The sequence below is a fragment of the Pseudomonas japonica genome (assembly GCF_900188455.1).
GTDB classification, from domain to species: domain Bacteria; phylum Pseudomonadota; class Gammaproteobacteria; order Pseudomonadales; family Pseudomonadaceae; genus Aquipseudomonas; species Aquipseudomonas japonica.
In genome coordinates, this window is the sequence record NZ_FZOL01000025.1 from 92,570 (window position 1) to 105,813 (window position 13,244).

At 64.8% G+C, this 13,244-nt stretch carries 7 protein-coding genes; all 7 read left to right on the top strand.

Annotation, left to right across the window (positions count from 1 at the left end):
• Positions 1 to 461: 461 nt before the first annotated feature.
• The 7 genes from CHB99_RS24805 to CHB99_RS24835 all read left to right on the top strand — a co-directional run bounded on the left by CHB99_RS24805 (position 462) and on the right by CHB99_RS24835 (position 13,006).
• Positions 462 to 1,352, top strand: a complete 891-nt coding sequence (locus tag CHB99_RS24805; RefSeq protein ID WP_042126060.1) for a helix-turn-helix transcriptional regulator — start codon at positions 462 to 464, stop codon at positions 1,350 to 1,352.
• Positions 1,349 to 2,926 (top strand): hypothetical protein, encoded by a 1,578-nt coding sequence (locus CHB99_RS24810; protein WP_042126062.1) that lies wholly within the window; start codon positions 1,349 to 1,351, stop codon positions 2,924 to 2,926. The genes CHB99_RS24805 and CHB99_RS24810 overlap by 4 nt, the downstream gene beginning before the upstream one ends.
• A gap of 5 nt (positions 2,927 to 2,931) precedes the next feature.
• Positions 2,932 to 7,365 (top strand): AAA family ATPase, encoded by a 4,434-nt coding sequence (locus CHB99_RS24815; protein WP_042126063.1) that lies wholly within the window; start codon positions 2,932 to 2,934, stop codon positions 7,363 to 7,365.
• Between the two features lie 214 nt (positions 7,366 to 7,579).
• Complete coding sequence (locus CHB99_RS24820) at positions 7,580 to 9,523, top strand: autotransporter outer membrane beta-barrel domain-containing protein (protein WP_042126065.1); 1,944 nt, start codon at positions 7,580 to 7,582, stop codon at positions 9,521 to 9,523.
• A 376-nt stretch (positions 9,524 to 9,899) separates the two neighbouring features.
• Positions 9,900 to 10,931, top strand: a complete 1,032-nt coding sequence (locus CHB99_RS24825; RefSeq protein ID WP_042126075.1) for an IS110 family RNA-guided transposase — start codon at positions 9,900 to 9,902, stop codon at positions 10,929 to 10,931.
• A gap of 487 nt (positions 10,932 to 11,418) precedes the next feature.
• Positions 11,419 to 12,042 carry an START domain-containing protein gene (locus CHB99_RS24830; protein WP_042126067.1) on the top strand — a complete coding sequence of 208 codons (624 nt, stop codon included), beginning with the start codon at positions 11,419 to 11,421 and terminating at the stop codon, positions 12,040 to 12,042.
• Positions 12,043 to 12,172: 130 nt separating this feature from the next.
• Positions 12,173 to 13,006 carry a bifunctional allantoicase/(S)-ureidoglycine aminohydrolase gene (locus CHB99_RS24835; RefSeq protein WP_042126069.1) on the top strand — a complete coding sequence of 278 codons (834 nt, stop codon included), beginning with the start codon at positions 12,173 to 12,175 and terminating at the stop codon, positions 13,004 to 13,006.
• The last annotated feature ends 238 nt before the right edge of the window (positions 13,007 to 13,244 follow it).

Consider the following 13,244-nt stretch of genomic DNA (forward strand, 5'->3'; position numbering starts at 1 on the left):
CGTATTCAGCTCCCTGCCGTTTTCACTGCTCTGGGTTTTATTCCCTGCAGTTCCATTATTACCGGTGCCTCTCGATAACTATCGGGCTCACAGATGATGCGGTTATTGCCCGTCCCTCGGATGGCGGGTGATCCATCTCATCAGAGCTAAGGCGGCCGCCAATTCAATGTCAATAAGCCATCAACGCCGGCCGCTTGGCGGCTTTCCAGCAATACAATCGAAATACGTGGCAATTCAGGTACTAGCGCTGTACATACCCGACCGTCATTGGATTGCCTGCCACGGATTGGCGACCAACGGCGAGTCGGTGCCACCCCGCCCGCAAAGTGGCCACCAGCCACCATCCGGGTTATTGTCGCCATTTTTCCGGCAGGCCAGCACCAATACTGTCAGCGCTACTGACACACCCTGTCAGTAGCCCTCGCTAGAGTCGCCGCCAAGCCCATCGACAAGGACCCGCCATGGCGGCCACCGAGCATGACACCCTGGCCCTGCGCCTCGCCGATATCCTGCGCCTGTTGCAGGGTGGCGAGCGCCCTACGCGCCTGCAACTGGCCGAACGCTTCGGCGTCAGCGAGCGGACCATCTACCGCGACCTCAACCGCCTCGGTGACGTGGTCGAGCCCGGTGCCGATGGTGTCTATCAACTGGCCAGCCAGTACCGCAGCCACCTGTCCCCGGCCGATCTGCAGACCTTCGCCCGCCTCAGCGGCGTCGAGCGGCTGTTCCCCACCAGCGACCGACGCTCCTGGCTGGAACTGCTCAAACCCGGCCAGGCCAGCTTCCTGGTGCGCGACGGACATTTCGCCGCCGAGCGCCCGGACACCAGCGACTTCCGCACGCTGAGCCGCGCCGTCGAGCAACACCGCCGCTGCCAGCTGAACTACACCGGCAAATCGCGGCGCATCGAGCCCTACCGGCTGATCCACAACAAGGGCATCTGGTACCTCGCCGCCACCGAGGGCGGACACCTGAAGAGCTTCGCCCTCGGCCGCATCGACGAACTGCGCCTGCTGGAGGAAAGCTTCAGCCCCGACCCGCGGATCCAGGGCCAGATCGAAAACGACGACGACATCTGGTTCGGCCAGGACTGCCTCGACGTCACCGTGCAGGTGGCCGCCAGCAACGCCTACTACTTCCTGCGGCGCAATGTGCTGCCGCAGCAGCGCGTGGTCGAGCAACGCACCGACGGCCAGTTGCTGCTGCGCTGCCAGGTCAATCATCCGAACCAGTTGCTGCCGATCATCCGCTACTGGATTCCCCACATACGCATCCTCGAGCCCGCCTGGTTGCAGCAGCAACTGCGCGACGAACTCACCGACTACCTGAACGACGCAGGACCACGCCCATGACCGCCGATATGGAAAAGCCCCTGAGCAACGACCACGACAAGAACGACAGCCTCGATTTCGAGCAGATCGCCGAGACCCAGGCCAATCGCCTCGAAACCACGCTGTTCGCCAATCCGGACAACGCCGGCAAGACCAGTGCGGTGATCGCCTCCTTCGTCGCCTCCTGCAACGCCCGCGGCGATAAACCGCTGGAGACGTGGCTGGACGACGAATTCAGCAAGTACCCGACCCTGTGGAAAGACCCGGAAGAACGGCTCCAGGCCAGCCGTGAGGTGATCCGCTCGACCGGTGCCTTCAACCACTCCCGCGACGCCCTGCAACTGCATCTGGACAGCGGCCGCAGCAAGGCCTCCTGGCTGGCCGGCGAGATCGAGAGAAACGCCGCGGTGTCCGGCTCGGTGCATGTCGGCAAATACGCCGGGCGCATCGATCACGCCCTGGAACAGGCCACGGATAACGCGCGCAAGATCGTCACCACCCAGGGCGGCGCGATCAACCTCAACCCGAACCTGGACGGCTTCATCGCCGAGCAGCACCACGTCGACACCTTCAATATCGACGCCGCCACCAAGGGCAGCCCGTACCGCGCCCAGATGGTCAATTCCCGCGACCTCAACTCGGTGGATATCGAGATCGTCGACGGCAACGGCAACGTGGTCGGCAGCTACCAGTCCAAGTACGGCGCGGACGCCAACGCGACCAACCGCCAGTTCGAAAACGGCGACTACGAAGGCCAGCAGCGCCTGGTGCCGGAAGGTCACGCGGCCGAGGTGGCCGACAGCAGCGAAGTGATCGAGATCGACGGGGTGAAATCCCAGCCGCTGTCCAAGGACGAAGCCAAGGCTCTGCAGAAAAAGGCCCAGGCCGAGGCCGAAGCGCGCCAGTACGACTGGAAGGACACCAACCGCGTCGACATCGCCAAACAGATCGGCAAGCAGGCAATGGTCGGCGCCTGCCTTTCCGTCGGCCTGCAGGGTGTGCGCATCCTCGCCCGACGCGCCTGGAACAGCCTCAATGGCCGGGACAACCCCAGCGCCCAGGACGATCTCAAGGAGTTCTTCGAAAGCTCGCTGCGTTCCTCCACCCAGACCGCCGCGCAAGTGGCCGTCTCCGGCGCGGTGGTCGTGGCGGTGAAGAACGGCTGGCTCGGCAGCGTACTGCGCAATACCCCGGCCGGACTGATAACCAACATCGCCTGTGTCGGCATGCAGAACGCCAAGATCCTCTACAAGCTGGGCAAGGGTGAACTGACCGGCGAAGAAGCCATCGACGCCATCGGCAACATCACGGTGACCACCACCATGGCGATCGCCGGCGCGACCAAGGGCGCCGGTATCGGCGCGGCGATCGGCACCGTGTTCGGCCCGGTCGGCAGCGCCGTGGGCGGCTTCGTCGGCGGCGTGGTCGGCGGGATCGCCGGCAGCTCGATCGGCGAGACGGTCTACGAGGCCGGCAAGTCGGTGGCCAAGGTCGCGGTGCAGGTCGCCGCGCGGGTCGTCGACGGGGTCGGCCGGGTGGTGGAATCCATCGGCAGCGGCCTGCGCAATTTCGCCTCCAACTTTCTCCCCTGGTGATCGCGATGAACCTGCTCGAACTCAAGGACAAGATCAAATCCCACCTGGTCGCCGGCTACCCGGGGCTGTACATCCACTCCGGGGAAGAAGCGCGGGTCGACAGCATGCTGCAGGACGTCGCCGCGCAACTGCGCCTGAACCCCAAGGAATGGAACCTCGGCTACGGCTGGGTGGACTTCTTCAACAAGCAGCCGCGGGGCAGCCAGGGCGCCGAGACCGACCTGGCCAGCAGCCTGCCGGCGCTGCTCGACGATGACCTGGACCACAAGCTGTTCATCATCAAGGACGCCCGCAGCGCCCTGGAAAACCAGCCCCTGGCGGTGGCGCGGCTGAAGCAGTTGCTCAACCGCATCCAGCGCCATCACAGCGGTAAGGCCGCGGTGGTGCTGGTCTCGGAAACCCTGCACATCCCGCCGCAGATCGAAGCGCAGATCACCCTGCTGCCGCTGCCGCTGCCGCGTGGCGAGGAGATCAGCGAACAGCTCGAACAACTCTGCCAGCGCTTCGAACTGACCGTTCCGGAGAACCTGCGCCAGCGCCTGCATGCCGCGTGCAGTGGCCTGAGCCAGGAAGAGATCCGCTCGGCGCTGGCCATGGTCCGCCAGCAGCATGAGCAGATCAACGACGCCGCGCTGACGCTGATCCAGCATGAGAAGGAACAGATCATCGCCAAGAGCGGCGTGCTGGAAATGCTTCGGGTCAGCGAGAACGCCACGGACATCGGCGGTCTGGAAAACCTCAAGCAATGGCTGCAGCGCCGCGCGCAGATCTTCCGCCGCCTCGGCGAGGCCCGCACGGCGCGGGTGCAGGCGCCCAAGGGGGTGCTGATCGCCGGCATGCCCGGCTGCGGCAAGTCGCTGACCGCCAAGGCCGCGGCCGGGCTGTTCCAGCTGCCGCTGCTGCGCCTGGACATCGGTTCGCTGCTCGGCAAGTACGTCGGCGAGAGCGAGCACAACATGCGCCGCGCCCTGACCATGGCCGAGTCGGTCAGCCCATGCATCCTGTGGATCGACGAGCTGGAAAAGGCCTTCGTCGGCATGACCAGCGGCAGTGGCTCGGAGGTGTCGTCGCGGCTGTTCGGCTACTTCCTGACCTGGATGCAGGAAAAGACCGGCGCGGTGTTCGTCATCGCCACGGCCAACAACATCACCGCGCTGCCGCCGGAGTTGCTGCGCAAGGGGCGCTTCGACGAGGTGTTCTATGTCGGTTTTCCCAACGGCAGCGAGCGCGGCGCGATTCTCGACATCCACCTCAAGGGCGACGCCCTGGAACTGAATCGGGACGAGCGCCACGCCCTGGTCCGCCAATGCCGCGACTACGCCGGTGCCGATATCCAGAACGCGATCAACGAAGCCCGGGAGGCGGCGTTTCTCGACAACCGCGCGCTGAAGCTCGAAGACCTCCAGACAGCCATCAAGCTCACCGTGCCACTGCGCGAGACCCTGCGCGATCAGGTCGGCAAGTACGAGGAGCTGTTCGAGAAGCTGAAGCTCAAGCCCGCCTCGACCTGCGACGGCCTGAGCGTGGCGGAAATGATCAAGCTGGCGGACAGCCACAACGCCCTGCGGCGCAAGGAAGTCGCGACCCACGAGGACTGCCCGGACGACCTGCTGGAGAAACTGGCCGGCGACACCGACCTCGACGTGCGCACCGCAGTGTACGGCAACCCGAAATGTCCGGAAGGCCTGCTGACCCTGCGCATCAACATCGAGGCTGGCCAGCCGGGGTACGACCTGGCCCTCCTGCACCTGGCCTGCATGCACGCCAATGCGCCCCACGACCTGCTGGCCTCGCAGTTCGAGCGCCTGCAACTGAGCGTCGAACAGAGGGTCCAGCTCGCCGCCGACAGCGAGCACGAAGCCCTGCACCGTCGCCTGCTGGGCGACGCCGACCAGACGGTGCGGGGCTACCTGGCCTGCAATGAAAAACTCAGCGGCGAGATCCAGCAATTGCTCGGCAAGGACCCGCTGGTCGCGGTGCGCTGCGACCTGGCCAGAAACGACAACCTGCATGCCGAGACCCAGGCGCTGCTGGCCCGGGACGAATCCTTCGAGGTACGCGAAGTCCTCGCCAGGCTCGCGCACCTCGGCGAGGCGGTGCAACTGACCCTGAGCCAGGACGAGGATGTCGACGTGCGCCTGGAACTGGCCGAGCGCACCCGCGAAGCCCTGCTGCCGGAAAGCGTGCAACTGGTGCTGGTCAAGGATTGCCTGGAAGTCCGCCAGGCCCTCGCCGGCAACGAGAACCTCGGCGCGGCGGCGCAACTGCTGTTGGCCCAGGATCCACGGGGCGAAGTGCGCCAGACCCTCGCCAGGCACCCGGCGCTGGCCAGCGCCACCCTGCAGTGCCTGCTCAAGGACGTCGAGGCGGTGCAGGTGGAACTGGCGGACAACGCGCACCTGGGTTCGGCACTGGTACAGATGGGCCTGAGCCACAGCGAGTCGCCGGAGGTGCGCAAGGCCCTGGCCGGCAACCGCCAGCTCAACGTCGAAGTGCAGACCCGGCTGCTCGCCGACGCCAGCGACGCCGTGCGCAAAGCCCTCGCCGGCAACCCGGGCATCAGCCTGGAAACCAGTGAAGCGCTGATGCACGACAGCAATGACGACGTCCGCGAGTGCCTGGTGAGCTGGCCGCAAAAACCCACGCCAAGTGTCCAGGCGCATCTGGCGAACGACGCCAACGTGAGCGTTCGCCAATACCTGGCGCGCCGCGAGGAACTGTCCGAAACCGTTCAGCAACGACTCGCCGGCGACCTGGCGGAGGTCCAGCGTGCGCTGGCGGACAATGCCTGCATCACGGCTGCTGTCCAGCGACACCTGCTGGAACACGGCGACAGCGAGACCCGGCGCGCCCTGGCGGGCAACGAGGCGTTGAGCGGGCCAGTGCAGGCACGCCTGGCCGAGGACCCCAGCGTCGAGGTGCGGGTCACCCTGGCGCGCAATGCGGCGCTGGCGCTGGAAGTCGCCGACAAGCTGATCATGGATCAGGCGGACGTGCGCAAGGAGCTGGCCTGCAACCGCCATCTCGGCGAGGCGCACTACGCCCGGCTGTTCAAAAGCGGCGGGGAAGAAGTGCGCATGGCGCTGGCGATAAACCCGGAAATCGGCGAAGCGCTGATGACCCAGATCGCGCAACTGGAGGCACCAGCGGCCGACAGGCCGGCAGCGTCCGGCGCCGCGCTGGGTGCCGTGGTCGGCTCGGCAACGAACGTGGCCGTCGGGGCGGGAATCTTCGGCGGCTTGCTCGGCAACCAGGCCCGCACCGCGGCGGCCGCCGCGACCGCCGCTGCAAGCGTTGCCGAGCGCGCCGTGGCCTGGCTCGACGAGCAGAACCTGATCAAACCCAAGCTGCTGCTGGCACGTAATCACAACCTGCCGGTGGCGCTGCAAACGCTCTTGCTGGCCCAGGGCGAGCAGTCCGTGGAGCTGCACGAGGGCCTGGCCGGCAACCCGGCCCTGGCGCCCGAGCTGCAAAGCGTGCTGGTAACACACAAGGAAGTCAGGGTCCGGCAGAAACTCGCCGATAACCCGAACCGCAGCGAGGAGGTGGAACGCCTGCTGCTCAAGGATCCGCAGGCATCCGTGCGCGCCGCGCTGATCCGTGAGCATGGCTGGCTGGACCCGGTCCTGGAGCTGCAACTGGCACGGGACAAGGCCGTCAGCGTGCGGCTCGCCCTCGCCGGCAATGACTGGGTGCGCAAGCCCGCGCAACTGCTGCTGGCCGTCGATCCGGACAAGAGCGTGCGCAGCCGCCTGCTGCAGCGCCCGGACGGTGTCAGCCGCCGCCTGGAACGCAAGACCCAGCAACTGCTGGCGCAGGACAGCGACCTGGAGGTGCGCAAACTGCTGGCGGTGTACCCGGAGCTGGATTTTGCCGCGCAGTTGCTGCTGGCCGAAGACCCCGCGGTCAGCGTACGCGAGATCCTGGCCAAGGGCGCGGAAGACAACTGGTTCGGCACGCAACTGAACGAGGAGGTACAGGCGCGCCTGGCCAGGGACGCGAACGTCAGCGTGCGCCTGGCCCTGGCGGAGAACCATCGCCTGTGTCCGGCGGCCCAGGCACGCCTGGCGGCGGACGCCGACCGCAGCGTGAAAAACAAGTTGCTGGAGGAGTCCGGATTCATGAACCCGCTCTCCCTGCTGGCCCAGCAGGTGCTGACCAGCGATGCCGACAGCGAGATGCGCAAGGAACTGGTGGACAAGCTGTTCGGCGTCTTCGCCTTCCCCAGCAGCGAGGAAATCCACATGAAGCTGGCCAATGACCCGGATGAATCGGTGCGCGTGCAGATCATGAGGAACCTGCTGTGGCCCTATAACCAGGGCAAATGCAGCAACGCGGTGAAGGAGCGCCTGCTCGAAGGCGATGACGGCAGCCTGCGCAAACGCCTGGAGGAGGTCGAGCGCGAACGCCAGGCGAGGAGGAACGAACCGCTGCTCTGAAGCCAGGCAAGCGATGTTCCCACAAGCGCCATCGGTCACTTGTGGGAACATTTCTCTTGCCGCTTCTCGGGCAGACCGGCGATGAATCCGCCAACCTCCCGTGCCTGACCCGCCAACTCACAAAAATCTGTCACAAACCGGCCCGCTTCCTGCTGTCGCTACGCCGTCGCATCGTCAAGATGCCCACGCCTACCGACACACAAGGACAAGTGCCGTGCTCAAACCCCTCGCCATCGCCGTCGCCATCGGATCTTCCCTGCTCAGCGCCGAGGCCGATGCCTACGACTACGGAGACCACGCCGGACAGACCCTCGACCGGCTGATCAACGACTACCCCGGCCGTTACCGCGGCACCGCCAATTTCGCCGGCGCCGCCGACTGGATGCAGTCGCAGTTGAGCTTCGGCTACCAGACCAGCCGCCAGGACTTCACCTGGTCCGGCAACCGCAGTTCGCAGAACGTCATCGCTTCCGCCGCCGGTAGCAGCAGCAACTACGTGGTGCTCGGTGCCCACTTCGACACCTACTACGGCCGCCCTACCCTGCAGGGTCTGGACGACAACGCTTCCGGCGCCGCGGTGCTTACCGAGATCGCCCGCAACCTCGGCGGCCTGCCCCTGGAGAACGGCCTGCAAGTGGTCGGCTTCGGTGCCGAGGAGGAAGGCCTGCGCGGTTCGCGCGCCTACGTCGCCGCGCTCAGCGACAGCCAGCGCGCCAACCTGCTGGGCATGATCAACCTCGACAGCCTGATCACCGGCGACCGCATGTACGCCCACGCCGCCAGCAACGCGGTGGACAACCCGGCCCTCGGCGCTTACCGCAACCAGTTGCTGCGCATCGCCCGGGAACTGAAGATCGACCTGTTCAGCAACCCCGGCCTGAATGCCGAATACCCCGCCGGCACCGGTTGCTGCAGCGACGGCGAGAGCTTCAACGGTCTTGGCGTACCGGTGCTGTTCATCGAGGCGACCAACTGGGAGCTGGGCGATCTCGACGGCTACCAGCAGACCGACAACCCGGCCATTCCCGGCGGCTCCACCTGGCACGACCCGAGGGAGGACAACCAGGCCGTGCTGACCAATGCCTTCGGCCAGGAACGCATCGACCAGCGCCTGCGCGACTTCTCGCGGCTGCTGACGCGCCTGCTGCTGGAGCTGACCAACGCCGACCTGCTCGCCTCCAACGCCTCCGGCGGCGCCCTGGCACGGCAGATGGAAGACCAGTTGCAGCGCCAGCACCAGGCCATGACCCGCCTGCACGATCGGCGTTGGCTGAGCCTGTTGGGCAGCGAGCGGACGGTGGGCAGCGTCGATGGCGAAGTGGGGGTCGAGGGCGAGGTGTCGCCGGACAGTGGTTTCGATGCACCGGGCAATCCCGAGTCGAAGCGCCTTGGCCTGCATCTGCTCGGCGACTATCGCCTGAGCGAGGCAGCGACCGTCGGTGCCAGCCTCAGCTTCGAGCGCAGTCGCGATCAGCTCGAGCATGGCGGGCGGGTCGAGGGGGATACCTGGCAGGCGGGGGTCTTCGGCCTGTTCGACGCTGACGGTCCGGGCTGGCTGGCGGGTGAATTGAGTGTCGGGCACAGCCGCCTCGATACCCGGCGTTCGGTGTTCATCCAGGCCCAGGGCGGGCCGGTGCTGCTGGATCAGCGTCTGACGGGCGATACCTCGGCGCTGTTCTGGGGCGCGCGGGTCGAGGGCGGTTACGACTTCACCTTCGGCGGGTTGAAGACCGGGCCGGTGGCGGGGCTGGATCATGTCCACTACCGTATCGACGACTTCGACGAGGACGAGGCGCTGCGCACCGCCCTCGGTTTCCAGGAGCAGGACTACGACACCGTCGAGGCCAGCCTTGGCTGGCGCCTGCACGGCGATCTCGCCCTGGGTGCCGGCATGGCGATCAAGCCGTACGCCAGTGTGCGCTGGGTGCGCGAGCTGGCCGACGGGCGCCTGGACGAAATCGACCTGACCAGCCGCGCCGATGGCCGCGTGCGGGTGGCGGACCTGAGCGCCGTGGACAAGAATTTCGGGCGCGCGCAACTGGGTGCGCAGTTGATGCTGAGCGAGCAGTTGGGGGTATTCGCCGAGGCCAATAGCCGGTTCGCCCATGCCGAGGGCAATCAGGCCGGGTATTCGCTTGGGGTGCAGTGGTTGTTCTGAGTGGAGCGGATGCAGGCCCTGTGGTGTATGGGGCTTGCCAGAGAGGCGCATCAGGGCTGCCAGGTGCCTGTCGTGAGTGTTGCAGCGCTCTGAAGATCGAGCGCCGCCCGCGCGGCGCATCGCGGATGAATCCGCTCCCACATCGGTTGCAACGTGCCATGGCCTGTGGGATTTGGGTTGTCAGCCTTTGTCTTTCGGCGATGCATCGCGGGGAAGCTGTTGGGTTCGGCTCGGTATCGCGTCGTGCCGACAAGGCGGACAACCATGGCCTGTCAGGCATAGGTACGTTGCAACAAATAATGGAATGGTCCCTCCCTTCCGCCCCCGACTGAACGCCTACCCTTTCAGTCGGGGGAACCTCTCGGAGACCGCCACCATGAAGACTGCAAATCTAACGCTCACCAGTGTCGACCTGGGTAAAAACTGCTTCCACTTTCATGGTCAGGACGGCTCCGGCAACAAGCTCTTCAGCTGTAAGGTTTCACGTACCAAGGTGTTCGAGTTCATCGCCCAACTTCCAGTGTGTACCTTGGCCATGGAAGCCTGTGGCGGGGCTCACTACATGGGCCGATTCGCCGCCAGCTGCGGCCATGAACCACGGTTGATCGCCGCACAGCACGTCAGTCCTTTCGTCAAAAGCAACAAGAACGATTTTGCCGATGCCGAGGCGATTGGTGAGGCAGCAAGCCGGCCCGCGATGCGCTTCGTTGCACTCAAGACTGAACAACAGCAGGCACTGTGTTTGCTCAACGGTATCCGCGATGCATTCATTCACGACCGAACGGCAACCTCCAATCGTATTCACGCTTATCTGCTGGAGTTCGGTATGGCACTTCAGCCCAGCTTCGCGACGATCAGAAAGCTCCCCGTCATCCTTGAAGAACTGAAGGCGCCCCCCTTGGTGATTCGCCTGCTGCAGGATCTGCATGCACATTTCGTTTATCTGGACGGGCGGATCGACGCATTGACCAAGGAGGTGAGGAGCCAGGCCGCTGAAGATGATCTAGCCTCGCGCTTGATGACTATCCCGTGCGTTGGGCCGATCACCTCCAGCGTCCTGGCTGCAACTATCGGCGACGGCAAGCAGTTCAAATGTGGCCGGGACTATGCAGCGTCCATCGGACTGGTGCCTCGACAACATACGACCGGCGGACGACCACGTTTGCTAGGAATCAGTAAGCGAGGCAATCCGAATGAGCGGCGCTTGGCAGTGCAGTGCTCAAACACGTTCATCCTGCATCTTGACCGACAGACTGGCGCGCTAGCTGACTGGGTACGCAAGATGCTGGTTGGACACCATCGAAACGTGGTGGTTTGTGCGCTGGCCAACAAACTGGCTCGAATTGCCTGGGCATTGGCCCATACCCATGGAATTTATGAGGCAAGGCCAAGCGTGCTGAACGCCTGACCCTGCCGTTACCAAGCACCACCCACCTGGTTTTGCGATGCTGGATAACAGATGACGTAAACGGCCTACCGACCTGATGAAAAACCTGGGCTCCCACACGGTTTTAGAAACCGTACAAATATTCAGGATCATCAGGCGCGATTTCCATCGTGGCGCGAACTTGGGTTTGACGCCGAATAGATTGCGGCAAGCCGCCCACATCATCCAGTAATCAGTATTGCAGAAACGGGAGGGACCATAGATGTGGGAGCGGGCGTTGCCCGCGATGCGCCGTGCGGACGGCGCTCGATCTTGAGGGCGCCACAAGAGCATCGTCATGCACAGCGATGCGCCGCGCGGGCGGCGCTCGATCTTCAGAGCGCCGCAAGACTCAAGACAGGCACCTGGCGGCCGTGACACGGCTCCCCAAACCATAACGATCGACCCCGTAGAACCCACACAAATCCCAACTATCCTGAAACCACCCCCCCCAGCCAGACCACCCGCCATGCAGCGCCTCATCCTCCTGACCCTGCTCCTGCTCCTGAGCCCCACCCAGGCCGCCGAACCCTGGCACCTGGCCCACAAAGAAGCCGGCATCCAGGTCTACCTGCGCGATGTCCCCGGCTCGAAATACCAGAGCTTTCGCGGCATCGCCACGATCAAGGCCGATGTCCGCACCCTCAGCGACCTGCAGGAAAACCTGCGGGTGGCCTGCAAATGGCTGTACGCCTGCGCCGACATGCGCCTGCTCAAGGTCGAGGGCGATACCACCTGGGTCTACCTGACCACCGCCCTGCCCTGGCCCACCACCACCCGCGACATGGTGCTCAAGGTGCAGACCGAGCGCGCTGACGACGGCAGCCTGGTCCGCCATCTCACGGCCGTGCCCGGCATGGTTGCGCGCGAGCCGGGACAGATTCGCGTCACCCGCCTGCAGGGCACCTGGCAGATGATCCCCAAGGGCGAACGGCAAACCGAAGTGACCTACGAAATGCAGGCCGATCCCGCCGGCGATATCCCCGCCTGGCTGGCCAACCAGTTCGTCATCGACGCCCCGATGATCACCCTGAAGACCTTGCGCGCCGTGGCCGAACGCCAGGGTGTGGTGTCCCCGACACCCATTCAGTAATCAAATACCAAGAATTCCAACATTTAATTTGTGGATGCACCGCGATGCTCATACTGTAGAGCTGCAAGCCCCGGCAGCACGACCATCCAGGCGGCCCCGGGGACACAACAACAAACACCCGAGACTGACCATGTCGAAATCCTACTTCGCCCCTCACGGCGGGCACCCGGCTCAGACCGAGCTGCTGACAGACCGTGCGATGTTCACCGAAGCCTATGCCGTCATCCCGAAAGGCGTGATGCGCGACATCGTCACCAGCCATCTGCCCTTCTGGGACAAGATGCGCATGTGGGTCATCGCCCGCCCGCTGTCCGGTTTCGCCGAAACCTTCTCCCAGTACATCGTCGAAGTCGCGCCGGAAGGCGGCAGCGAGCGTCCTGAGCTGGACAAGAACGCCGAAGCGGTACTGTTCGTCGTCGAAGGTGAAGTCGACATCACCCTGCAGGGCAAGCCGTACACCCTCAAGCCGGGTGGCTACGCCTTCATTCCGCCGGCGGCCGAGTGGAGCCTGCGCAACAACAGCAACGCCAACGTCACCTTCCACTGGATACGCAAGCACTACGAGGCTGTCGAAGGCCTGGCGCATCCGGAAGCGTTCGTCACCAACGAACAGGACATCACCCCGATCCCGATGCCGGGCACCGATGGCGCCTGGGTCACCACGCGCTTCGTCGACATGGCCGACATGCGCCACGACATGCACGTCAACATCGTGACCTTCCAGCCGGGCGGCGTGATTCCGTTCGCCGAGACCCACGTCATGGAACACGGCCTGTACGTACTGGAAGGCAAGGCGGTGTATCGCCTGAACCAGGACTGGGTGGAAGTGGAAGCCGGCGACTTCATGTGGCTGCGCGCCTTCTGCCCGCAGGCCTGCTACTCCGGTGGCCCTGGCCCGTTCCGCTACCTGCTGTACAAGGATGTGAACCGCAACGTGCACCTGACGCTGAATCCGAAGCGTTGATGCGGACTGCGCTAGCAGCCTGAACCAGAAGCCCGCCTGTCGAAGGCGGGCTTTTTGCTTTTGCTTGCGGGCCTCATCGCGGGCAACGCCCGCTCCCACAGATTCCGCGGCGCACCCGAACCCTGCGGCTTGCACAGAAGCCAGATTGGGTCGAGGTGACGGGACCAGCCCGTCACCCCTCCCACACCACCGGACGTGCGGTTTTCCGCATCCGGCGGTTGAATCGCTCAGCGTTGCA

Coding starts and splice junctions, on each gene's coding strand:
- CHB99_RS24825 (WP_042126075.1), top strand. CDS start 9,900: ATGAAGACTGCAAATCTAACGCTCACCAGTGTCGACCTGGGTAAAAAC.
- CHB99_RS24830 (WP_042126067.1), top strand. CDS start 11,419: ATGCAGCGCCTCATCCTCCTGACCCTGCTCCTGCTCCTGAGCCCCACC.
- CHB99_RS24835 (WP_042126069.1), top strand. CDS start 12,173: ATGTCGAAATCCTACTTCGCCCCTCACGGCGGGCACCCGGCTCAGACC.
- CHB99_RS24815 (WP_042126063.1), top strand. CDS start 2,932: ATGAACCTGCTCGAACTCAAGGACAAGATCAAATCCCACCTGGTCGCC.
- CHB99_RS24810 (WP_042126062.1), top strand. CDS start 1,349: ATGACCGCCGATATGGAAAAGCCCCTGAGCAACGACCACGACAAGAAC.
- CHB99_RS24805 (WP_042126060.1), top strand. CDS start 462: ATGGCGGCCACCGAGCATGACACCCTGGCCCTGCGCCTCGCCGATATC.